This window comes from Haloferax marinum, assembly GCF_009674625.1.
GTDB lineage: Archaea > Halobacteriota > Halobacteria > Halobacteriales > Haloferacaceae > Haloferax > Haloferax marinum.
In genome coordinates this window covers 2859569-2880633 of sequence record NZ_WKJQ01000001.1, presented here as the reverse complement: position 1 = coordinate 2880633, position 21065 = coordinate 2859569, and the positions used below count along the sequence as shown (strand labels likewise).

Sequence of the window (21065 nt, the reverse complement as noted above, 5' to 3'; positions counted from 1 at the left end):
CATGGGTCGAACCGAGATGAAAGCGGTCCAATTTGCAGAACACGGCGACCGAGACGTTCTCGAATATGGCGACTTCCCCGACCCAGAAGTGGGACCAGAAGAAGTCCTCGTCGACGTGAAAGCAGCGTCACTGAACCACCTCGACATCTGGACTCGGCGTGGACTGCCGGGTGTCGAGTTAGAGATGCCGCACATTCCGGGCAGTGACATGGCTGGTGTCGTCACAGAAGTCGGTGAACGTGTGACTCGGTTCGAAGAAGGTGACCACGTCGCGCTCATCGCGGGTATCGCCAACGGGGGCGACGAGTTCTCACGCAAGGGTGACCAGACGCTCGCACCCGACTTCCGAATCATCGGCGAGCACCTCCGCGGTGTCCACGCTGAGTTCGCGGCCATCCCGGAAGAGAACCTCGTTCCCGTCCCCGAAGACGTCCCGTGGGAGATTGCCGGCTCTGCATCTCTCGTCTTCCAGACGGCGTGGCGCATGCTCATCGACCGCGGCGAACTCCGCCCCGGTGAGAAAGTCCTCGTCCTCGGCGCGTCCGGCGGTGTTGGACACGCTGCCGTCCAAGTCGCAGAACACGCCGGCGCAGAGGTGTTCGCCACCGCGTCGACCGACGAGAAACTGGAGTACGCCCGCGAGTGCGGCGCAGACCACGTCATCAACTACGAAGAAGAAGACTTCTCGAAGGAGATTCGTAAACTGACCGACGGTCGCGGCGTCGACATGGTCGTCGACCACATCGGTGAGGCCACCTACAAGAAGTCGCTCAAGAGCCTCGTCAAAGGCGGCCGTGTCGTCACCTGTGGCGCGACGACTGGTCCCGACCCAGGTGCCGGTCTCAACTACATCTTCTGGAACCAACTGTCGGTCATCGGGTCGACGATGGCGACGCCTGGCGAGGCGGACGAAGTGCTGGAACTCGTCTGGGACGGCACGTTCGAACCCCGTATCCGTGAGACGCTCCCGATGAGCGAAATCGACCGTGCGCACGAACTTATCGAGGAACGACAGGGCTTTGGCAAGGTGGTCGTAATCCCAGATAGTGAGCTCTGACACCACGTCTCGGGAGGATACGTACGTTCACCGTCCGGGCGACTCCGACATCGGAGCGGACGAACCCGAACCACAGGGATTCGGGAAGCGAGGCTGGGTGCTCGTCGGCGTCGTCGCACTCTGTGTCCTCGTCGTCCCTGGCGCGGTGTACATCGTGCCGTCGCTTCCGTCGATGGCCGGACTGCCATACATCGCCGCCATGTTGGCACTCCCGATGATTCCGGCACTCGCACTGGGCATCGTCGCCGTCTGGTCGATGACGGCCGCAACCCGCGGCGACGACTGACCCGATACTCTCTCTTTCTCTCTGTCGACCCCACTGCTTCGAGCGATGGAATTGCGGTCTATATAAACAGTCTCGACAACGCTTATCTTCAGATGTGTGTTATGATAACATGTGTCGATGTTCGAACGATTCTCTAGCGGATACTACCTCGGCCGACTGTACGTCGAACCATACGACGGTTCGGAGGCGGCCATCCAGCGGACCGAACACGAGCGACTCAACGAGCACGTCTACGCGAGCGGAACCGGCGTGGAACGAATCGACTACCCACTCGTAATGAAACTCGACAGTGCCCACTTCCCGGTCGTCGGTGACGACGGCGTTCCCGCGGGGACACTCGCCCTCCCCCGAGAAGTCGTCGAACTGGAGGCGCTGCCCGACGACAGGCCCGTCTTCCTCGCCGACGGAACACGAGCGGCCGAACTCCTTCGATACGCGGGATACGACCTCGACGCCCTCGACCCGTCACGGCACCGGACGTAGTCTGAACGTCGGTCGGGAAACTAGGATACGTCGTCGCCTGCGGACCGAACGCTCAAGTGGCCGGCCCGCACGCTTCCGCGTATGTTAGACGAGTTGTTGGGCCGGGCCGAACTCAAAGAACGCATCGCGGAGTTAGAAGACGAACGCGACGCGTTAGCAGGGCGTCTCGAAGGCGAGTCGGACCGACGGAAGGAGGCCGTTCGGGCCCGACAGGAGGCGGAAGCCGAACTCAATCGGCTCGAAGACCGTATCACCGAACTCGAAGACCGAGTCGAACGACTCTCCGGTGACGACGACGAACTCGACTTTCGCGGAACCGAAGACCTCCGCGGCGAGCGTCTTCGTGAGGTTCTCCGACGATTGGAGTCGGTCTCGACAGGCCCGGAAGGTGCACTGACCGCCACCGTTCCCGACGAACAGTCGGTTCCGTCGTCGGTCGAGAGGGCGTTCGACGACCGTGCCTCGCTCGTCCGCAGGGCCGCACCGTGTGTCGCATTCACCGACGACGCCGGACTCGTGAGTGTGGTGCTCTCGCCCCCGCGACTTCCGGAGTCGTTCGACGAATGGAGTGACGGGTTCGACCTCGAATCCGAGTGGTTTCTGCCCGACGCAGAGACGGTCGTCGCACTCGTCCGGGCCGACCTGTTCGCGCTCGGCCGGTACGACGACGGAACACTCGTCTACGAGACAGGGTTCGAAAGCGACGTGAAGTCGGCGCACTCGAAAGGTGGCTTCTCACAACGACGATTCGAGCGCATCCGCGACGGACAGATCGACGACCACCTCGACGAGTGCCACGACGTCCTGGACGAATCACTCGACGCTGACTCCGACCTCGTCGTCCTCGGAGAGCGAACTGTCCTCGGTGAGTTCCGTGACCGAGCGTCGCTCACTGCGACCGTCGACGCCAGTGGCGACCCCGAAGCGGCCCTCCGAGAGGCCTCTCGTGAGTTCTGGACGACGCGACTGTACCGCATCTGAGTCTTCGGCCACGAACCGACGCTCGCACCACTTTGGCTCCCCGAACAGTTCTCGACAGTCACTGCCAAATCGCCCGACCTTATAGGGTGGGAGATAGTGGCATCCAACATGAGCGACCCACAACGAGTCGTCGTCCTTGCACACGAGAAGTTTCCTGACCGTGCGAAGACCGCCACAGGCGTTCTCAAATACGCCGACTACGACGTGGTTGCCGTCCTCGACCGGGACAAACCCGGCACCTCCACGGCGGACCACCGCCGTGACCTCCCCGACGTCCCCATCGTCGCCTCGATGGCCGACGCCCCAGACGCGGACGCACTCCTCGTGGGAATCGCACCTATCGGCGGCGGATTCGACGAGACGTGGCGCGACGATGTCCGAACCGCACTCGAACGCGGGTGTGACGTCATCGCCGGCCTCCACTACTTCCTGAACGACGACGAGGAGTTCGCCGCACTCGCGGCCGAACACGACTGTGAAATCAACGACGTTCGCAAGCCACACGACGACATCGGCGTCGCGAAGGGCGTCGCCGGCGACGTCGACGCAGAAGTCGTCCTCACCGTCGGCACGGACTGCTCTGTGGGCAAGATGACCGTCTCGCTCGAACTCGTGGAGGCCGCCCGCGAGCAGGGTATCGACGCTGGGTTCATCCCGACCGGCCAGACCGGCATCATGATCGCCGGGTGGGGCAACCCCGTCGACCGGGTCGTCAGCGACTTCACCGCCGGGTCGGTCGAAGAGATGATTCTCGAGAAAGGCGACGAGTACGACGTTCTCTTCGTCGAAGGACAGGGGAGCATCGTCCACCCGGCCTACTCTGCGGTCACGTGTGGAATCCTCCACGGGTCGATGGCCGACAAGCTGGTTCTCTGTCACGAGTCCACCCGCGAGGCGATTCACGGCTACGAGTCGTTCGAACTCCCACCACTCTCCGACTACGTCTCACTCTACGAGAACCTCGCCGCCCCCGTCCACGAGGCTGAAATCGTCGGCGGCGCGCTCAACACCTCGAACGTCGAGGACGACGACGAGGCCGCCGCCGAAGTCGAAGCCTACGCCGACGAACTGGGCGTCCCCGCTGTCGACCCCGTCCGACAGGACGCCGCCGACTTCGTCGACGAGGTGTTCTGAATGCTCTCGACAGAGTTCGAGCGAATCTCGATGCAACTGGCAGACCCCTTCGGAATCTCCCGTGGGACGCAGACAGAGGCAGAAAACGTCGTCGTCCGAATCGAGGACGAAGGTGGAATGACGGGCGTGGGTGCGGCCGCACCGTCGGTACACTACGGTGAGACCGCAGACACCGTCGAAGCGGTCCTCCCGAAGCTACTCGACGTCGTCGAACGAGTCGGAGACCCGCACGCGATAGACCGCATCGAACGCCAACTGGCCGAGACGGTCCGGCGCAACCCGGCCGCTCGAACCGCCGTGAGCATCGCCCTCCACGACCTCGCGGCAAAGCGACTCGGCGTCCCGCTCTACAAACTCTGGGGGCTCGACCCCGAACGGACACCGTCGTCGTCGTTCACCATCGGTCTCGACGACCTCGAGACGATGCGCGAGAAGACCGCAGACGCATACGAGGCCGGCTACGATATCCTCAAAGTGAAGGTCGGAACTGGGCGCGACAAAGCGATAATCGAGGCGGTCCGCGACGAAGCACCCGGCGTCACCATCCGCGTCGACGCCAACGAGGCGTGGACGCCCCGTGAGGCCGTGAAGATGAGCAAGTTCCTCGCTGACTACGGTGTCGAGTTCGTCGAACAACCCGTCCCCGCCGAGGACTACGAGGGCCTGAAGTACGTCTACGACCACTCGGCGCTCCCCATCGCGGCCGACGAGTCCTGTATCACCGTCGACGACATCCCGAAGATAGCAGACCGCGTCGATATCGCGAATCTGAAACTGATGAAGTGCGGCAGTCTCACCGAAGCCAAACGCATGATTCACACGGCGCGTGCCCACGGCCTCGAAGTCATGCTCGGGTGCATGATAGAGACGAACGCCGCTATCGCCGCTGGGTGTCATCTCGCACCGCTTCTCGACTACGCGGACCTCGACGGGTCGCTCCTCCTCGCCGACGACCCCTACGAGGGCGTCCCGATGCCGAACGGTGCAATCGACCTCGAGGCCCTCGACCGGGCCGGGACCGGCGCACAGAAGAAGTAACAGCCGTTCACCCGGCCGAATCAACCGTTCACGTGTCCGACCCCCGGACAGTAATTTGTCCTGTATTTTTCTCGCATCTCAGAAACGAACTGATATCGATATGTTGGTCTGTGACATATGTTATCATGCGGTGTCTGCGCGTCTCGGAGCGTCCACTGCGTGGCGTGTGGACCAAAACACCAACGAGGTGAGTGAAATGCAAACCCAAGCCGGAACTGAGGAACTGTACCAGCAAGACGACTCCCAAGTGAGCTCCGTGAAAAAGCAGTTTGATGCTCTCTTCTGGGGCGGTGTCGTCGTCATAGTCGGCGTCCTCCTTGCGGCCGATAATCTGGGAGTGCTCCCACAAATCGCGCAGGGGGACATCTGGAGTTGGCTGTTCGTTGGAGTCGGGGCGTACGCGCTCTTGCTCGGAGCGGTTCGTCTCTCTTCTCCGGACTACCCAAACCCAACGACTGACGATTACTTCTGGACCGCGATTTTCTTACTCATCGGTCTCGGTGGCTTCGCTGGCTTCACGTTGACGTGGCCACTGGTCGTGGTTCTGTTCGGCTTGTCCATCCTGACGAAAGCCTTCCTCGGAGGTTCGTCGGCACAAGCCTGAACGGAACGAACAGCACGTGTTTTTCTGGACTAGTCGGGCGAGTTAGTGAAAACGAAGCAACGAAGCAACGATAGACTTACACCGGGGATATTCACCCCAAAACGTGCGTCTCACACCGTGAGTGTGAGCCTCAGGACGACTCTTCGTCGTTCTTCAGTTCTTCGAGTTCGGCTTCGACCTCTTCGTCGACGACTTCCTCTTCGACGTCGACGTCGACCTCGGCGTCGGCCGCTTCTTCTTCGGCCGGCGCGGAGGACTTGCCCATCTCGGCTTTCAGTGTCTCCAGTTCGGCATCGACTTCCGCGTTGGTGCGGCCCGCTTCGAGTTCACGCTCGATAGAGTCCTTGTCCGACAGCACGTCGTCGAGCGCGCCAGACTCCATGAGTTCGTCCATCGCCGCCGAGCGGGCTTCCATCTCGTCGGTGCGTTCTTCGGCACGTTCGAGCGCGCGACCCACGTCGGCCATCTCGTCGCCGACGCCGGACATCGCCTCGGAGACGCGACTCGACGCTTCGGCCGCCTCGTAGCGTGCCTTCATCGTCTCCTTCTTCGTGCGGAACTCCTCGATACGGCTCTGGAGTTCGTCTTTCTTCTGGACGAGGGTGTCCTGTGTATCCTGCAGGCGCGCGATTTGGCTGTCGAGCTCCTCGATTTGGTTCATCTTGGCCTGCTTCTTTTCGAGGGCCTTTCGCGCCAGGTCTTCACGGTCCTGCTGGACGGCTTGGCGCGCTTGGTCGTTGTGCTTCTCGACGTTCTCTTCGAGACGTCGCTTCTGAATCTCCAGTCGCTTCTTCTGTGTCGTGAGGTCCGCGATGCCCTGTTTGACCTGCTGGAGTTCGTCGCGCATCTTCTCGTAGGAGTAGTCGAGCGTCTCCGTTGGGTCCTCTGCGCGGTTGAGGAGGGCATTTATTTTCGAGCGGATGACGTACGAGGCGCGAGAGAGAATTCCCATACCCACTAAGTACGCGACGCTCGGCTTAAAACCTCACCAGCGTAAGAGGTTGATATGACCGATACGATTCTCGTTCCAGGTGGCCGAGACGTACGGGCGACACTCGACGAGTCCGACGACGCCACGGACGCTGTCGTCGTCGCGTGTCCACCACATCCCCAACACGGCGGACACCGCGGGGACGCTCGCCTCTCGGCAGTGAGCGACGCGGTCCGTGCGAACGGTATCGATTGCCTCCGGTTCGACTACGGGGAGTGGGACGAGGGGTACGGCGAGCGCGTCGACACCCGAAACGCAGTCGCGTGGGCGAACGAACGATACGACCACGTCGGACTGTTCGGATTCAGTTTCGGTGGCGCGATGGCACTGCTCACGGCCGCTGACGGCGTCGATATCGACGCAGTGTCTGCTCTCGGCCCCGCAGCACGTCTCGCCGCCGACCTCGACGTGACCGATGTGTTCGACCAGATTCACGTGCCGGTACAGGTCGTCTACGGCACGCGCGACGACATCGCAGACTGGCGACCCGTCGTCGGTTGCGCAACCGAGTATCACCAATCGACCGTCGAATTCGCTGCAGACCACTTCTTCGTCGGTCAGACCGAGAAAGTCGCCGCCGCAGTGACTGAGTTCCTCGTTCCGAATCTCTCTCCAGTCGAGTAATTCGGCTGCAGGCGTTGGCAGTTCGGTTTTCAGTGTGTCGCCCGAGACGACACACGTCAGTTTGCTCACGCTCTGTTCGAGGGCTCGTACGCAGTCCGTCTGCCAGAGAAGATTGTGGCTTTTGAACAAGATACTCGGCGGTGAGTGGAGTCGATAGCCCGGTTCACTGATGGTCTGGGATCCCCGAAATCTACCAGAGTTGGGAATTGAGCCTCGAAAAGTGGGATTTTGTGACCCGAGAGCTATCTCACAGTCGCCCATGCCCCAACGTCCGAACACCAATGTATTGCTTTACACCCCCAATACTAAGGCAACTCTTATAGTCGGTCGAACCACATCTGAGGATACGACACAATGGCGACCATCCCAAGTATCCAGCCACAGGAACTGAAAGAGACCATCGACAGCGGTGCTGACGTCACGATCGTGGACGTGCGCGGCCCCCACGATTTCGACGAGTGGCACATCGACGGTGACAACGTCGAAGCCGTAAACGTGCCGTTGATGCAACTGCAGACGGTCGACCCCACGAAGCTTCTCAACGGTGCATCGAACGGTGAGGTCGTCGCGGTCTGTGCATCCGGTCAGACGAGTCAGATGGCGGTTCAGTTGCTCCAGCAGTCGGGTATCGACGCTAAGAACCTCCAGTACGGGATGAACGGGTGGGCGAACCTCTACGTCTACCAAGAACTCGAGACGGACACAGATGCGACGGTTCTCCAGTTCAGTCGCCCCTCGAGTGGATGTCTCGCCTACATGGTTCTGTCGGACGACGAGGCAGTCGTCGTGGACCCGCTTCTCGCGTTCGTCGACAACTACATCGAAGTCGCCCGCGAGTACGGTGCAGAGATAACCACCGCCGTCGACACCCACGTCCACGCCGACCACATCAGCGGGGTCAGAGCGTTTGCGACGCGCTCGTCGGCCGACGTCGTCGTCCCTGACCCGGCCGTCGCCCGCGGAATCGACTACGACGTCGCGTACGAAACTGTCGCCCACGGCGACGTGATTTCGGTCGGCAACAGCAGTATCGACGTCGTCCACACACCTGGCCACACCTCCGGTATGACGTCGTTCCTCGTCGACGATGCCGTCCTCCTCAGCGGTGACGGGCTCTTCACCGAGAGCGTCGCTCGCCCGGACCTCGAAGACGGCGACGACGGTGCGTCCGACATGGCCGCAACCCTCTACGACTCGCTCCAAAATCGCATCCTCACGCTCGGCGACGAGACTGTCGTCGCCCCGGCCCACTACAGCGACAGTGCCGTCCCGGCAAACGACGGGTCGTACACCGCGACGCTCGAAGAGTTGAAGTCGAAGATGGACGCCCTTTCGATGCCCGAAGCGGAGTTCGTCGAGTACATCACCGCCGACGTCCCACCGCGTCCCTCGAACCACGAACAGATTATCCAGACCAACCTCGGCCAGGTCGACACGCCGAACTACGTCGCCTTCCAACTCGAACTCGGGCCGAACAACTGTGCGGCCAGTCAAGAATCGATGACGCAGTAATCTCGCCGACGCGGTGACCAGTCCGGTACCGTTCGGTGTCGATGCCTCGGTCCAGTCGCCCGATTTCGAACGCCCGCTTCAATGCAGTTTCGTCGCCGCCACCGACGTTGGCGTCACGACGTACGTGATATCCCAGATTCTGAACGACACCTGGATATCGGTTTCTGGTTCGTCTGGGTCTTTCACGAGCGCGTACAAGGCATCGAGGTCTATCACGTCCTGAAGCCGTTTGGACTGTGCTCTCGGGTCGACGTCGAGTTCCATCGCTAAGTCGACGATGGTCTTGGTCAGTACGTCTCGGCCAGGCCGCAATCGTCTCTCTACGTCTGGTTTGGAGGGGAAAGTTGCTGTGTTCATGGACAATCTTACTCGAGCAGGCGTCTCCCTGTACTGCTCTGAGATTCTCTATGTCTTATCTATACGTATGGTTCGCTATGGTTCCAGAATCGAGAGAATGTGGCCACGTCTGTCGGTTTTCCACCAATCTGAACTGCGGTATGACAGGTTTCACTCGATATATCCTCGCGAGAATACAGAATGTCAACTACTAATGACAATAGGCTAGTAATTCCTCGTTGTCAGGATGGTCTTCGAGACAGCGAAAAACGACTATCTCGCTGACACGCGAATATACGTATGGTGGGGAAAGATGACCGAAACCACGACGAATGAACTGCGCGGCGACGAGATGGTCGTTGCCCTCCCGTGGCAGGAGGTAATTCGACTCGCTCACCGTCGAGCACTCGAAGTGCAGCGCGAGAAAAAGGCAATCGAGGCCGCGGGAACGGATACGACGGTTCCTGCGTGATTCGGATTTTTGGGCGTGTATCGTGGTCCGAGCGGAGCGTCGGAGACGCTGGACAGACTCTGCGACCCGGTTGGGGAACCGAGATGGAATCTCAGTTGTACTCTCGCCACCGATAGCCGCACTCTTTGCACTTGAAAAAGCGCGTCGGCGGTTCGTCCGCAGACGCCGTCTGTTTGATGGTGTACCACGCGACTGTGTGCCCACACTCGTCGCAGTGAACGTCTTTGGCGGTGGGCTTACCCTCGAACTCCGCACCCTCTTCTGTCTCGATGAGTTCGTCATTCGACTGTGCTTCGGTCGAGACGAACTGCTTGGCCAGTTCTTCGTCGCGCTCGGTGGTCGCGCCACAGTCGTCGTTCGTACAGGTCATCTCCCCGTCCTGTGAGACCATCATCGACCCGCACTCGTCGCAGAATTGCATACTCGGCGGTAACGGGCGCGGCACCAAGAATCTGTCACTCCACACCCCGAACGGGAGACGAGAAAACTCAGTCGTCGTCTTCGACCATCGGACAGTTTCGGACGCGGAAGTGGTCGGAATCGACGACTTCGACGATTGCAGTTCCGTCGTGACCACACCCGAGGGTCGGAGGGGCACCGAAGTACTCACAGCGGTGGCAGAACTCGGCTTTGGGGACGATGTAGTCAGAAAGCCCCTCTGCTTCGTCCACGGGTTCTGCCTCGGTACCGACGCCAACGTCTTCGTCACCGTCTCCCTCTGTTTCGACAAGGGCCGTCCACACGTCGTCGTCAGCCAGTTCCGAGACAGAGACCTCCTCGAACAACTCCTCGCGGTCGGCAGAGTCGGGTTCGGAACGGGACCGTCGTGCCGAAACACGCGCTGCGAGGTCTGACAGCGGCGCGGTGTCTTCGTTCTCCCGACCGGCGTCTGCACTGCCGTCGCTTTGGGTTTGTTCGGTCGGTGGTGCTTCAGTCGGTGTGTCGTCTCCCGACGTGTCGTCGGTCGTTTCGTCAGTCATCGTCGTTTTTGCTCCCCGTTGTCGCCTCGTGCGTCGCTTGGTCTTCGTGGTGGACGGCGGAGTCGGTGTCTGAGTCCGATTCGATGGTGTTACCGACGTCACCCTCCGCGTCTTCAGCCTCGGACTCTAGCTCCGCGGTGTCTCTTTCTTCGAAGAGTGCCGATACGTCGTCTCTCTCTGTTGTTGCTGCTTCCAGCGCAGGTGGGTTGCCGGTGTGGAGCGTCGCAGACCCGAAGAACCCTTTCGACGGAGACAGGTCTTCGAACGCCGACCGGCACGCTGGACACCGAGGCTCTGTGAGCAGGTCCAAGTGGACCGTCTCGCCACAGTCGTCACACAGTGCCTTCCGTTCGCCCGTGTCGTTCGCGAGGCGCAAGAGGTCCCCGAGCGCTTTCCGCTCCAGTTCCGCCGCCTCGATATCGGCAGCGCGTGACCGGAGATTCAACAGTGACTGTGCGACGACGCCGAGGTGTTCGTCGAGGTCTGTGGTCGTCTCGTCCAGATACGTGAGTATCTCTTCGTAGTTGTCGAACCCCGCGTCGACGCGCGATTCGACCTCGGTGAGTTGGTCGCGGAGCGTTTCGATATCAGCAGTTGCTCGGTCCAGCCCCTCACGCAGGTCCGGATGGTCGTGGTCTCGGGGTGCCTTCCCGTCGGTCTCCCGTTTTACCTGGACGACTCGCATCCGAACGTCGTCTATCTTCTCTTGGACAGTTCCTTCGAGCCCATCGACGCGCCCCTCGACACTGTCGAGCCGGTCCGACACCGACTCGATTTCGTCGAGAGACGTCCCCGTATCGGTCACTGCGAGGCGATACGTGTTGATCGCTCGCGCGAGTATCGTCACCGAGTCGACGTCCTGTGCTTCGGCACGTTCGTCGACCCACTCTTGGAGGCCCTCCGGCAACGACACTCCAGCATCCCCGTCCATTCTCACTGGTGCTTCGTCTACAAGGGTTTAAGAACTATCGCCGCCCGAGAACGACTCGGCAATCGTCGCGGTCGTCAGCGAATCTTCCGAACGTCGCTCACGTCGAGGCCGCTCTCGTTAATCTCCGTCTCGAACTGGACGATGTTCTCACTCTCCAGTTGCGAGAGGACGCCGCGGAACTCTTGGACGACCATGGTCCGTGCACGTTTGGACCCACCGGTCTCCCACGAAAACTGCAGTGTTCCGTCTGTCGCCCCTTTGAGGATGCCGAGTTCTCTATCCGAGACGGCCTCGGTACTGACGAGAACCAAGATGAGTCCGCCCCACTGGTGTGACGCCTTTTCGAGTCCTTTCATCACCATGGTGATGTCTGCCCACTTCATGTCGTCTGACCGCCCTGCGACGAGGTCTGTCAGTGAGTCGATGACGACGAGATTTTCGGGGGCGTGTTCACTGAGTGTACTCCCGAAAGAAGCCAAGACCGACTCACGGTTTTGTCTGTGTCCGAGGTCCTCCAACTGGGTCGGTTCTCCGAGATACCACTCCCGCGGAATCGGACTCAACTGGAAGTATTCGGGCGACAGGTCGTGGAATTCGATGTTGTCTATCGCGGCGTCGACCATCTCGTCGTCCATCGTGTACAGCATCTCCTGGCGGAGGTGGTCTTCTCCGGACGTAAACGAGACGTAGTGAATCTCGGGAGGCGGACTGGCGTTCTCGTCCAACGTGCCGTAGTGTAGGTCGAAGAGGTCCTCGTCTGCCTGCGAGAGTGCGTTCATCGTCACACTCGTGTAGAGGAACTCACGAGCACCGGCACCAGACTCTCCCGCGAGGAGGACGACGTTTCCCGGTGGTGCTCCCCCGCCGATGATGCTGTCGAGTCGAGGGATCCCGAAGGGGATAGAGCGCATGCCGAACTCGACTCAACCACGAAGGTTAGTCGTTTCGGGGGCGACGGGTGACGCACTGCTCTGTCGGGAGTCGCGTACGCTGTCTTTCAGGAGTCGAGTACGCTGTTCTTCAGGAGTCGCGTACGCTGTCTTTCAGGAGTCGAGTACGCTGTCTTTCAGGAGTCGAGTACGCTGTTCTTCAGGAGTCGCGCACGCTGTACAGTTGGAACCGGGACTGACCATCACTCGATAGTCGCGCCGTGGTTCCGACCGCGAGCGACAGTTACTGTTCCTTCGATTCCCGCGGCCGAGAGCGCTGCGTTCCCGGCGGCTATCGCTTCGTCGACGTGGTCGACGTCGGTCACGCCGTAGACCGTCGGCCCCCACGACGACTGCCCTGCTCCGTACACTGCGGGCGACTCCGAGAGCGACGAGACGAGTGCACCGACTGGTGGTCGGTAGACGCCACCCTGTTCGTCGGCGTACCACGTTCCGTTGAGTCGACCGACCGATTCGACTGCCTCGCCGAACCGTTCTGCGGACCCTTCTGCGAGTGCTGGGAGGAGTCGCCGGGTGACGATGCCAGCGATTCGGTCGCTCGTCACCGGGTCGGCGCGTTCGACGACAGACCGCATACTGGCTTCTTCGGACGCGCCGTTCCGACCCGGTTCGACGTCTGGAACGACGAGCAGAAATCGCCAGTTGTCGGGAACCGAGTGCCGTGCCGCGACGGCAGGGACGGTCCACGACCCGTCTTCCGGGCGGTCGGTGGTGAACCGAGCGGTCGGATGGCCAGCGTCGAGAATAGCGCCGCCTCGTTCGAACGAGGCGACACCCACACCGGACCGACCGCCGCGTCCCATCTCCGGAGCGAGGCGGCGAACGTCGGCAGTCGTCTCCGTCGCAGTTGCAACCGCCTGCAAGACGGCGAGTGCGAGTTGTGTCCCGCTTCCGAGACCGGCGTGCCGCGGCAGCGCCCGGTCGACGTCGACGTTCGCCCCCTGAACGTCGAGGAGATCCACCGCCCGCTCGGCGTACTCGCGCGCGTCGGGATGGCGACAGTGGACGTCGGTAGCGGGTTCGGCCGAAACGGTCACCTGTGGCTCGTCGAGCCCGACGCCCAGACCACCGTACAATCTGTCGCGAGAGAGACTCAAATTGAGGAAGCCGAAGTGGATTCGTCCCCCGGCCGAGACCCGTACCATGTCACCGGAGGTCAGAGACCACTGATAAAGGCAGTTGCGACAATGGCAACGAGGGCCGGCATCTGTACACGCAGTCGTCCGAATTAGAAGGAACGGAGGGGATTTGGAGGGCAGACGGGGCAGGTGTACGGTTAGGAAGAGACGAGGTGGTAGCGGGAACCGGTGTGGGTGGAGGGCCTCGGGGGCAGATGTGAACTGTGGAGGGCGAGTGGTGCGTCAGACGGGGGAGGGAACCTACTCGCTGGTGGTGGTCTCGTTCGTAGTCGTCTCGTCCTCGGCCGTCTCTTCTGACTCGTACCTCACCGTCACCTCCTCCGCGACGGGTTGGAGGACGTACTTCCCGGCGTTGCCGGCTTTCACGGGGGTGAAGTCGGCGGTGAACGTCGTCGTCTCGTCTGCCCGGATTTCGAACGACCGTTCGAACTTGAGGGGTGCAGAACCGGGGACTTCGAGCGTCGCCTCGGACCCGTCGGTGAGTGTCGCGTCTGTTTCGCTGACCTCCAGTTGGAGGAACTCGTACGTGCCAGTCTCTACGTCGACGTCTTCGACGAGGGCCGAAGCGTCGCCTTGGAGGTCGACGAGGTCGACTTCCGTCTCTCCGACGTCGAACGATTGTGCCTCGCCGTCGGTCGGTTTGGCGCGAATCGTCGAGAGCGTCACTAGACAGGATTCGAAGTCGCCGATGTCACCGGGTCTGTCGCTCACGCGGGTAGAGAGCGTTCCAGTCTTCGCGGAGGCGGTGCCCATACAGCCGGCGACTCCAACTGTACTTGCGGCAGCGATTCCTGCGGCGCTCTTGACGAAATCTCGTCGGTTCAGTGTCATTGTGATATCAGTGTAATCTGCGGGGTATCGCGGTTCGTTTCGGATGTTCGTGTTGCAGTTCGGTTCGTGTTCCACTCGTGACCGCCCGTCGCGTCGTGCGACCAAAGGGGGGATGAGTGGACATACTCATGCGACGGCCTGCTAGCCGTGTTCCACGACGTGCCGCGCTTGCGGGTGGTGTGGGAGGGCAAGCGTCTGGCGCGTCGCGGCACTCCTGGCTGAGGACGCCGGGGTATTGAAGGGTGGAAATCGCTACACTGGGTTGCGCTCGTTGGCCTGTGAGTAGCCGCTATTCGAGCCGATTTTCGCCGATTTTCGTCGAAAATGAACTCCCAATTCGGTCCGTCGCCACTGGATTGCGCCGGGTTTCGACCCAGAGCCAGTGAGGGGGTAATCGTGCGGGGTGCCGCGCGTAGCTGGGGGGTGTGACGAAGCGAACGGCGGTAAGGAATCGAACGAATGGAGTGACGAAGCGAACGGCGGCCACGACGAATACACGCCGCTGTCCACCCCCCGCGGTCGGACGAAGGTTTATCACAGATTCCGACGCAGACCGCCCATGGCTTCGGGCTCAGACGGCGGTTCGTGTGACGAGTGGAGCGTCGCTTCCGACGAGGGGTGACTACCAACCGAGAGTGAGCAGAAAAGAGCGAGACGAGAGTTCAGGAGTAATCGGAGTGGTCGGAGTGGTCGGAGAATCGGATTGGTCGGAGTGGTCGGAGAATCGGAGTAGTCGGAGACTCCGACTCGCTTAGACGATTTCCTCGGCGACCACGTCGGCGGCGAGGAGTTCGGGGTCGACGGCGAGGTCGGCTTGTCCCTTCGCGAACTCCGGCAGGGAGTCACGCGAGTAGGTGACGACACGAACGTCCGGGTTGCGTTCCTTCGCCACCGAGATAGCCGTCGCGTCGTCCATGTCGGTGAGGACGAGCAGGTCGGCCTCGTCGATACCCGCTTCGGTGAGCGAGTCGGCGGAGGCGATGCCGACGACGCGGACCACAGTCGCACCTTCCGCTTCGAGGGCTTCACCGAGTCCGTCGGGGTCTGCCCCCGCGACGACTGCCGTCGTCATTCGTACTCGATGGTCGCCGGTGGTTTGTGGGTCACGTCGTAGACGACGCGGGCGACGTTCTCGTTCGTGCCGGTGATACGCGACTGGATGCGCTGGAGGGTGTCCCACGGGAGTTCCTGTGCGCGAGCGGTCATGCCGTCACGCGACTCCACGGAGCGAACCGAGACGATCCAGCCGTGGACGCGGTTGTCACCCTTGACGCCGGTACCCTTGCCGATGACCGCGGCGAAGGCCTGCCACGGGTCGTGCTTCTCGGTCTCGTCTTCGACGATGTGACACGCCTCGCGGGCCACCTGCACCTTCTCGGGCGTGACCTCACCGAGGACACGGACCGCGAGGCCCGGACCGGGGAATGGCATGCGCTCGGCGATGATAGACTCGAGACCGAGGGCACGAGCGACCTCGCGAACCTCGTCTTTGTAGAGGTCACGAACGGGTTCGACGATACCCTCGAAGTCGACGACGTCCGGGAGGCCACCGACGTTGTGGTGCGATTTGATGTTGCCTTCGGACTCGATACGGTCGGGGTAGATGGTCCCCTGGACGAGGAACTCGGCGTCGGTGTCTTTCGCCTCGCGTTCGAACTCGCGGATGAACTGCTCGCCGATGACGGCGCGCTTTTCCTCGGGGTCGATGACGCCTTCCAGCGCCTCGAAGAACCGCTCTTCGGCGTCGACGACGCGGAGGCTCTCCATGAAGGAGAACGTCTCTGCAATCTGTTCGGTCTCGCCTTTGCGCATCAGGCCGGTGTCGACGTAGACCGGCGTGAGTTGCTCGCCGACTGCCTCGTACGCGAGGGTTGCGGCGACGGAGGAGTCCACACCGCCCGAGAGGGCGATGATGGCGTGCTCGTCTCCAATCTGTTCGCGAATCGATTCTTTTGCGTCTTCGATGAATTCGTCTACGTTTACCATTATGCTGTCACCTCTTCGTTGTCGAGTTCACGTGCGTCGAGTTCGCCGAGAACGCCGCGCAGGAAGCCAACGAACGGCGGGCTTGCGCGGTCGGGTCGGGAACGGAATTCGGGGTGGAACTGGGTTCCAAAGAAGAACGGGTGGTCGGTCAGTTCGAGAATCTCCATACGGTTGTCTGCGCGTCCGGAGAACCGGAGGCTTTCGGATTCGAGCTCGTCGATGAGTTCGGGGTTGACCTCGTAGCGGTGGCGGTGGCGTTCCGTACAGGACGTGTCACCGTAGACCGCCTCTGCGAGGGTGCCTGCCTCGATGTCGGTGTCGTGTGCGCCGAGGCGCATCGTCCCTCCCATGTCGTTGACCTCGTACTGTTCGGGAAGCAGGTCGATGACCGGGTAGGGCGTGTCGGCGTCGAGTTCCGTCGACTGGGCGCCTTCGTGGCCGAGGACGTTGCGCGCCTGTTCGACGACGGCCATCTGGAACCCGAGACAGAGGCCGAGGAACGGAACGTCGTTCTCGCGGGCGTAGCGGATAGCGTCTATCTTGCCGTCGGTGCCACGCGACCCGAAGCCGCCGGGGACGACGATTCCGTCGGCGTCCTTCAGGCGCGCTTCGTGTTTGTCGTCCATCTCGTCGGCGTCGACCCAGAGGATGTTCACGTCCACGCCGCACTCGATGCCGGCGTGCTTGAGCGCTTCGTGGATGGACATGTACGCGTCTTCGAGCGCGTACTTGCCGACGAGGGCGATATCGACCGACCCGGTGCGGTCGGCGGTGACGAGTTCGCGCCAGCGACTGTCGCGTTCTGCTTTCGGAAGCGCTTCGTCGGAGATACCGAGTCGCTCCATCACGTAGTCGTCGAGGCCTTCTTCTTCGACCATCAGCGGGACGTGGTAGATGTCCGGAACGTCGGGGTTCGAGAAGACGGCGGCGTCCGGCACGTCACAGAACTGCGCGATCTTGGTCTTCGTCTCGGGTTCGAGTTTGTCGTCCGCGCGGCCGACGAGAATGTCGGGTTGGAGACCGATGCTCCGGAGCTCCTTGACCGAGTGCTGTGTGGGCTTTGTCTTCTGCTCGCCGTTCTTCGAGTAGGGGACGAGCGTCACGTGCGTAAAGAGCACGTCGCCGTCTTCTTCCTCGGATGCGAACTGGCGGAGGGATTCGAGGAACGGCATGGACTCGATGTCGCCGACGGTGCCGCCGACTTCGACGATACAGACGTCGGTGCCCTCGGCCGCCTCGCGGATGCGGCGCTTGATGTCCTCGGTGACGTGCGGGATAATCTGGACCGTCTTTCCGAGGTAGTCACCGGCGCGTTCCTTCTGGATGACGTGCTGGTAGGTCTTCCCCGTCGTGATGTTGTGGTCGGCGGTCATGTCGATACCCAGGAAGCGCTCGTAGTTTCCGAGGTCTAAGTCGACTTCCGCGCCGTCTTTCAGCACGTACACTTCGCCGTGCTCGTAGGGATTCATCGTCCCCGCGTCGACGTTCAGATACGGGTCGATTTTGACTGCGGTGACGTCGAACCCGGCGTTTTTCAGGAGTCGGCCAGTGCTCGCGGCCGTGATACCCTTCCCGAGGCCGGACATGACACCCCCGGTTACGAAAATGAACTTGCGCCCCATCTCTGGGTCGTATTCGTCCGTCGGCATACTGACCGTGTGCGAGCGTCCTTCAAAACGATTTCGGAGCACACACCGTGTGCCAGAGGCCCGCACATGGCCGATATCTGAGGAATCGCGAGACGGAACGCGGATGGCCTGTCACTCGATTCGGTAGTCAGTCCAACTCTTTGACGACGCGTGCGGGATTCCCACCGACGACCACACTGTCTGGCACGTCTTTCGTCACGACTGCGCCCGAGGCGACAACCACGTCGTCGCCGATGGTGACACCGGGGTTGACGACCGCTCGGCCGCCAATCCACGCGTTGTCGCCGATGGTGACCGGTTCGGCCGACTCGGGGCCTTTGATTCGCTCTGCCGCGTCGAGCGGGTGGGTCGCGGTGTAGATATGGACGCCCGGCCCGAGGAGGGCGTTGTCGCCGATGGTAATCGGGCGGACGTCGAGGAAGACGCAGTCGAAGTTGGCGAAGAAGTCGTCGCCGACGCTGATGTTGTAGCCGTAGTCGCACTTGAACGTCGGTTCGACGTGGAGTCCATCACCAACCTCGCCGAAGAGTTCGCGGACGAGTTCCTCGCGTCGGTCGGGTTGCGTCTCGTCGGTTTCGTTGAACAGGCGGGTCAATCGCCGCGCACGCTCCTGTTCCGCCTGGAGTTCCGGGTCCGTCGAGTCGTACAACTCGCCGGCGAGCATCTTCTCTTTCTCTGAGGGCATACCGGTTGTTCTCGGGGGAGGGGTATGTATGTGCGTCAGTTAGGATACTGTTCGAGTCGTCGCTGGAGGCGACTTAGAACCCGAATATAGGGACGAACCGGAACGTGAGATAGGACCCGACCGTCGCGATGGCCGGCACGACGTTCTGCATCAAGACGACCCGTGCAGTCGTCACGGGATTGAACAGCGCCCCCGGACTGGGGATGTCTTCGATGTCTTCCTTGCCGATGGGTGGCAGCGTCTCGCCCTCCTCGTCGGCCGCCAGCGCGTTGACCGTGACCGGTGCTCCACCGTCGCCGGCGACTAACTCGGGGGCGGTCATCGGCCGAGTCGCCCGGCCCCAACCCAACCCGACGATGGACATCGTCGCGATGATGACGAAACTCGCGGGGATGCCGAGCGCCGAGAGGAAGACGACCAGCGTCGAGGAGACTGCCGCGACGACGATGGCCGCCGTCAGGGGGAGTTCCGTAATGTCGCTCCCCATCGTCTCCAGGGTCCGTCGGGCGATGGTGAACGCGCCGACGGTGACGGCGAGCCCACCGAAGGCGATGGCCGGGTTCATCGCTAGTTCGCCGCTGCCGACCAGCGGTGCGACCGCGTTGGCGATGTTCGAAGTCCCCGAGGAGAAGGCCATCAGACAGCCGATAGCGACGACGGTGAACGTCCCGCCCAGCTCCCGGCGGTTGGTCGTCCGGTGGACCCGCGGAATCGGGACGGGCCCGGACCGGTCGACATCGAACAGCGGCCCCGTACTGCGCTCCATCGCGACCATCCCGTTCAGTCGCGCGTAGAAGTATCGGCCGATGACCAACGAGACCCAGAAGCCGATGATGGGCGAGACGACCCACCAAATGACGATTTGCCCCATCACGGCGAGGTCCAGGACGCCACCGGCCAGTCCGAGGCCGGCGATTGCACCCACGGCAGTCATCGACGTCGACGCCGGCACGCCGAAGACGTTTCCGACCAGCAGCGCGACTCCGATGAAGAAGAGAACCGCGATAGAGGATTCGAGCGTGAAGACACTGGTGTCGACGACCAGTTCAGTGCCGAGTTTGGTGACGACGTTTCGGCCGAGCGTCCAGGCACCGATGAAGAAGAACACACCCATCAGCGCCGCGGCGACGGGCTTGGAGATGGCGTCGGCACCGACGGCCGGCCCGAACGCCGGTCCTGTGGTCGACCCACCGATGTTGTACGCGACGAACATGGCGACGAGGACGCCGGCGACGAGGAGGAGGCTTATCATCGGTCCTCGTCTTCCTCGTCGTCTGCGTTCTCGGCCGCTCTCTGTTCTTCGAGGGTCTTCTCTACTTCCTCGCCGACCTTCTCTTCGACGGTCTTTTCGACTGTCTCTCCAACTGTCTTTTCGACCGTCTCCCCAACTGTCTTCTCGACAGTTTCACCGACCGTTTTCTCGACCGTTTCACCGACCTTCTCTTCGACAGTCTTCTCGACAGTTTCGCCGACCTTCTCTTCGACCGTCTTTTCGACCGTCTCCCCAACTGTCTTATCTACCGTCTCTCCGACCGTTTTCTCGACCGTTTCACCGACAGTCTTCTCGACCGTTTCACCGACCTTCTCTTCGACCGTTTTCTCGACCGTTTCACCGACCTTCTCTTCGACCGTCTTTTCGACCGTCTCCCCAACTGTCTTATCTACCGTCTCTCCGACCGTTTTCTCGACCGTTTCACCGACAGTCTTCTCGACCGTTTCACCAACTGTCTTTTCGACCGTTTCACCGACCTTCTCTTCAACCGTCTTGTCCACCGTCTCGTCTACCGTCTTCTCGACGGTCTCACCGACCGTCTTTTCCACCGTCTCGTTGACGGTCTCTTCGACAGTTTCCTTGACCGCCGTCGTCATCCAGTTCGGGTCGAAACGGGCCATCTTCCAGACGACGTGGAGGACGTACGAGACCAACACCCCGAACCCAAACGCTAGTCCGATGGTGTTCCCGGCGACGACTATCAGTCCGACCGACACCGCAATCAACAGCCCGTAAGTCAAGTCGACGATGGAGTCGACGCGACTCGGGTTCACGGCGCACCCGGACCGAAGGCCACCTTCCCTGGGTGAACGAACCGTGACTCGATAAGTGTAGAAAAACGCATACCAGATACACACACCCCTCGTGGAAGAAAGTTGGCAAAGACATCTCGCTCGGACGAGAGTGCCTGGGTCGGTCGAGTGACACCGACTCTCGGAGTTACGGTGACACAGGGCAGGTCACCCCAGTCTATCAGTTCGAGGCTGCCGTCACTCGGAGATGACCACTACAAGATACGCGCCCGCGATTCAGCACTCGTCCGACCAATCTCGGTGTGCGTTCCGGCGTCACCCCCATCGTCCGGAGGCAGACGCCACACCGACTACCGCAACCGCAGAACTTG

The 21065-nt window shown here is 61.6% G+C and carries 24 protein-coding genes; 10 read left to right on the top strand and 14 right to left on the bottom strand.

The window, feature by feature from the left end:
* The first annotated feature begins 16 nt into the window (after window positions 1-16).
* From GJR99_RS14565 to GJR99_RS14535, 7 genes are all read left to right on the top strand, one after another.
* Complete coding sequence (locus GJR99_RS14565) at window positions 17-1057, top strand: zinc-binding dehydrogenase (protein ID WP_151113400.1); 1041 nt, start codon at window positions 17-19, stop codon at window positions 1055-1057.
* On the top strand, window positions 1047-1343 hold the full coding sequence (locus GJR99_RS14560; protein ID WP_151113398.1) for a hypothetical protein: 297 nt from the start codon (window positions 1047-1049) through the stop codon (window positions 1341-1343). The genes GJR99_RS14565 and GJR99_RS14560 overlap by 11 nt, the downstream gene beginning before the upstream one ends.
* A 117-nt stretch (window positions 1344-1460) precedes the next feature.
* Entirely contained in the window at window positions 1461-1826 is a 366-nt protein-coding gene (locus GJR99_RS14555; protein WP_151113396.1) for a DUF5802 family protein, read from the top strand.
* A gap of 81 nt (window positions 1827-1907) precedes the next feature.
* Window positions 1908-2807, top strand: coding sequence for a Vms1/Ankzf1 family peptidyl-tRNA hydrolase (locus tag GJR99_RS14550; RefSeq protein WP_151113394.1), 900 nt, complete (start codon window positions 1908-1910; stop codon window positions 2805-2807).
* Window positions 2808-2915: 108 nt separating this feature from the next.
* Complete coding sequence (locus GJR99_RS14545) at window positions 2916-3941, top strand: DUF1611 domain-containing protein (RefSeq protein ID WP_151113392.1); 1026 nt, start codon at window positions 2916-2918, stop codon at window positions 3939-3941.
* Entirely contained in the window at window positions 3942-4979 is a 1038-nt protein-coding gene (locus GJR99_RS14540; RefSeq protein ID WP_151113390.1) for a dipeptide epimerase, read from the top strand.
* A 196-nt stretch (window positions 4980-5175) separates the two neighbouring features.
* Window positions 5176-5583: a hypothetical protein gene (locus GJR99_RS14535; protein WP_151113388.1), complete on the top strand. Its 408-nt coding sequence runs from the start codon at window positions 5176-5178 to the stop codon at window positions 5581-5583.
* A gap of 130 nt (window positions 5584-5713) precedes the next feature.
* Here the strand turns inward: GJR99_RS14535 and GJR99_RS14530 are convergent, their stop codons facing one another.
* A complete protein-coding gene (locus tag GJR99_RS14530; protein ID WP_151113386.1) occupies window positions 5714-6535 on the bottom strand; it encodes a PspA/IM30 family protein in 822 nt (273 codons plus the stop codon).
* Between the two features lie 54 nt (window positions 6536-6589).
* Here GJR99_RS14530 and GJR99_RS14525 point away from each other — a divergent pair, with 54 nt between their 5' ends.
* Together GJR99_RS14525 and GJR99_RS14520 are read left to right on the top strand one after the other, a co-directional pair.
* Window positions 6590-7198, top strand: coding sequence for an alpha/beta hydrolase (locus tag GJR99_RS14525; RefSeq protein ID WP_151113384.1), 609 nt, complete (start codon window positions 6590-6592; stop codon window positions 7196-7198).
* Between the two features lie 354 nt (window positions 7199-7552).
* Window positions 7553-8710 carry an MBL fold metallo-hydrolase gene (locus GJR99_RS14520; protein ID WP_151113382.1) on the top strand — a complete coding sequence of 386 codons (1158 nt, stop codon included), beginning with the start codon at window positions 7553-7555 and terminating at the stop codon, window positions 8708-8710.
* 78 nt (window positions 8711-8788) lie between these two features.
* Here GJR99_RS14520 and GJR99_RS14515 read toward each other — a convergent pair whose 3' ends face one another.
* Complete coding sequence (locus tag GJR99_RS14515) at window positions 8789-9067, bottom strand: HalOD1 output domain-containing protein (RefSeq protein WP_151113380.1); 279 nt, start codon at window positions 9065-9067, stop codon at window positions 8789-8791.
* Between the two features lie 292 nt (window positions 9068-9359).
* Between GJR99_RS14515 and GJR99_RS14510 the strand changes: the two genes are divergently transcribed.
* Window positions 9360-9518, top strand: coding sequence for a hypothetical protein (locus tag GJR99_RS14510; RefSeq protein ID WP_154326007.1), 159 nt, complete (start codon window positions 9360-9362; stop codon window positions 9516-9518).
* 91 nt (window positions 9519-9609) lie between these two features.
* Here the strand turns inward: GJR99_RS14510 and GJR99_RS14505 are convergent, their stop codons facing one another.
* The 12 genes from GJR99_RS14505 to GJR99_RS14450 all read right to left on the bottom strand — a co-directional run bounded on the left by GJR99_RS14505 (window position 9610) and on the right by GJR99_RS14450 (window position 20715).
* Window positions 9610-9939 (bottom strand): transcription factor S, encoded by a 330-nt coding sequence (locus tag GJR99_RS14505; RefSeq protein WP_151113378.1) that lies wholly within the window; start codon window positions 9937-9939, stop codon window positions 9610-9612.
* 67 nt (window positions 9940-10006) lie between these two features.
* The gene (locus GJR99_RS14500; RefSeq protein ID WP_151113376.1) at window positions 10007-10498 is read right to left on the bottom strand and encodes a hypothetical protein; all 492 of its coding nucleotides are present in this window, start codon (window positions 10496-10498) and stop codon (window positions 10007-10009) included.
* Window positions 10491-11429: a hypothetical protein gene (locus tag GJR99_RS14495; RefSeq protein WP_151113374.1), complete on the bottom strand. Its 939-nt coding sequence runs from the start codon at window positions 11427-11429 to the stop codon at window positions 10491-10493. The genes GJR99_RS14500 and GJR99_RS14495 overlap by 8 nt, the downstream gene beginning before the upstream one ends.
* 74 nt (window positions 11430-11503) lie before the next feature.
* A complete protein-coding gene (locus tag GJR99_RS14490) occupies window positions 11504-12340 on the bottom strand; it encodes an RAD55 family ATPase (protein WP_151113372.1) in 837 nt (278 codons plus the stop codon).
* 221 nt (window positions 12341-12561) lie between these two features.
* Window positions 12562-13524 carry a beta-ribofuranosylaminobenzene 5'-phosphate synthase family protein gene (locus tag GJR99_RS14485; protein WP_151113370.1) on the bottom strand — a complete coding sequence of 321 codons (963 nt, stop codon included), beginning with the start codon at window positions 13522-13524 and terminating at the stop codon, window positions 12562-12564.
* Window positions 13525-13758: 234 nt separating this feature from the next.
* On the bottom strand, window positions 13759-14349 hold the full coding sequence (locus tag GJR99_RS14480; protein ID WP_151113368.1) for a DUF4382 domain-containing protein: 591 nt from the start codon (window positions 14347-14349) through the stop codon (window positions 13759-13761).
* A gap of 751 nt (window positions 14350-15100) precedes the next feature.
* A complete protein-coding gene (locus GJR99_RS14475) occupies window positions 15101-15421 on the bottom strand; it encodes a DUF7126 family protein (RefSeq protein ID WP_151113366.1) in 321 nt (106 codons plus the stop codon).
* The gene (gene guaA, locus GJR99_RS14470) at window positions 15418-16335 is read right to left on the bottom strand and encodes a glutamine-hydrolyzing GMP synthase (protein ID WP_151113364.1); all 918 of its coding nucleotides are present in this window, start codon (window positions 16333-16335) and stop codon (window positions 15418-15420) included. Before guaA ends, GJR99_RS14475 begins: the two co-directional genes overlap by 4 nt.
* On the bottom strand, window positions 16335-17984 hold the full coding sequence (pyrG, locus tag GJR99_RS14465) for a glutamine hydrolyzing CTP synthase (protein ID WP_151113362.1): 1650 nt from the start codon (window positions 17982-17984) through the stop codon (window positions 16335-16337). Before pyrG ends, guaA begins: the two co-directional genes overlap by 1 nt.
* A 127-nt stretch (window positions 17985-18111) precedes the next feature.
* Entirely contained in the window at window positions 18112-18669 is a 558-nt protein-coding gene (locus GJR99_RS14460) for a sugar O-acetyltransferase (protein WP_151113360.1), read from the bottom strand.
* Between the two features lie 73 nt (window positions 18670-18742).
* A complete protein-coding gene (locus GJR99_RS14455; RefSeq protein WP_151113358.1) occupies window positions 18743-19921 on the bottom strand; it encodes an inorganic phosphate transporter in 1179 nt (392 codons plus the stop codon).
* Window positions 19918-20715, bottom strand: coding sequence for a hypothetical protein (locus GJR99_RS14450; protein WP_151113356.1), 798 nt, complete (start codon window positions 20713-20715; stop codon window positions 19918-19920). The genes GJR99_RS14455 and GJR99_RS14450 overlap by 4 nt, the downstream gene beginning before the upstream one ends.
* Window positions 20716-21065 lie beyond the last annotated feature (350 nt).

What these genes read in the sequence shown, in the direction of transcription:
- GJR99_RS14565 (WP_151113400.1), top strand. Translation starts at nt 17, where the DNA reads ATGAAAGCGGTCCAATTTGCAGAACACGGCGACCGAGACGTTCTCGAA.
- GJR99_RS14555 (WP_151113396.1), top strand. Translation starts at nt 1,461, where the DNA reads ATGTTCGAACGATTCTCTAGCGGATACTACCTCGGCCGACTGTACGTC.
- GJR99_RS14550 (WP_151113394.1), top strand. Translation starts at nt 1,908, where the DNA reads ATGTTAGACGAGTTGTTGGGCCGGGCCGAACTCAAAGAACGCATCGCG.
- GJR99_RS14545 (WP_151113392.1), top strand. Translation starts at nt 2,916, where the DNA reads ATGAGCGACCCACAACGAGTCGTCGTCCTTGCACACGAGAAGTTTCCT.
- GJR99_RS14540 (WP_151113390.1), top strand. Translation starts at nt 3,942, where the DNA reads ATGCTCTCGACAGAGTTCGAGCGAATCTCGATGCAACTGGCAGACCCC.
- GJR99_RS14535 (WP_151113388.1), top strand. Translation starts at nt 5,176, where the DNA reads ATGCAAACCCAAGCCGGAACTGAGGAACTGTACCAGCAAGACGACTCC.
- GJR99_RS14530 (WP_151113386.1), bottom strand. Translation starts at nt 6,535, where the DNA reads ATGGGAATTCTCTCTCGCGCCTCGTACGTCATCCGCTCGAAAATAAAT.
- GJR99_RS14525 (WP_151113384.1), top strand. Translation starts at nt 6,590, where the DNA reads ATGACCGATACGATTCTCGTTCCAGGTGGCCGAGACGTACGGGCGACA.
- GJR99_RS14520 (WP_151113382.1), top strand. Translation starts at nt 7,553, where the DNA reads ATGGCGACCATCCCAAGTATCCAGCCACAGGAACTGAAAGAGACCATC.
- GJR99_RS14515 (WP_151113380.1), bottom strand. Translation starts at nt 9,067, where the DNA reads ATGAACACAGCAACTTTCCCCTCCAAACCAGACGTAGAGAGACGATTG.
- GJR99_RS14510 (WP_154326007.1), top strand. Translation starts at nt 9,360, where the DNA reads ATGACCGAAACCACGACGAATGAACTGCGCGGCGACGAGATGGTCGTT.
- GJR99_RS14505 (WP_151113378.1), bottom strand. Translation starts at nt 9,939, where the DNA reads ATGCAATTCTGCGACGAGTGCGGGTCGATGATGGTCTCACAGGACGGG.
- GJR99_RS14500 (WP_151113376.1), bottom strand. Translation starts at nt 10,498, where the DNA reads ATGACTGACGAAACGACCGACGACACGTCGGGAGACGACACACCGACT.
- GJR99_RS14495 (WP_151113374.1), bottom strand. Translation starts at nt 11,429, where the DNA reads ATGGACGGGGATGCTGGAGTGTCGTTGCCGGAGGGCCTCCAAGAGTGG.
- GJR99_RS14490 (WP_151113372.1), bottom strand. Translation starts at nt 12,340, where the DNA reads ATGCGCTCTATCCCCTTCGGGATCCCTCGACTCGACAGCATCATCGGC.
- GJR99_RS14485 (WP_151113370.1), bottom strand. Translation starts at nt 13,524, where the DNA reads ATGGTACGGGTCTCGGCCGGGGGACGAATCCACTTCGGCTTCCTCAAT.
- GJR99_RS14480 (WP_151113368.1), bottom strand. Translation starts at nt 14,349, where the DNA reads ATGACACTGAACCGACGAGATTTCGTCAAGAGCGCCGCAGGAATCGCT.
- GJR99_RS14475 (WP_151113366.1), bottom strand. Translation starts at nt 15,421, where the DNA reads ATGACGACGGCAGTCGTCGCGGGGGCAGACCCCGACGGACTCGGTGAA.
- guaA (WP_151113364.1), bottom strand. Translation starts at nt 16,335, where the DNA reads ATGGTAAACGTAGACGAATTCATCGAAGACGCAAAAGAATCGATTCGC.
- pyrG (WP_151113362.1), bottom strand. Translation starts at nt 17,984, where the DNA reads ATGCCGACGGACGAATACGACCCAGAGATGGGGCGCAAGTTCATTTTC.
- GJR99_RS14460 (WP_151113360.1), bottom strand. Translation starts at nt 18,669, where the DNA reads ATGCCCTCAGAGAAAGAGAAGATGCTCGCCGGCGAGTTGTACGACTCG.
- GJR99_RS14455 (WP_151113358.1), bottom strand. Translation starts at nt 19,921, where the DNA reads ATGATAAGCCTCCTCCTCGTCGCCGGCGTCCTCGTCGCCATGTTCGTC.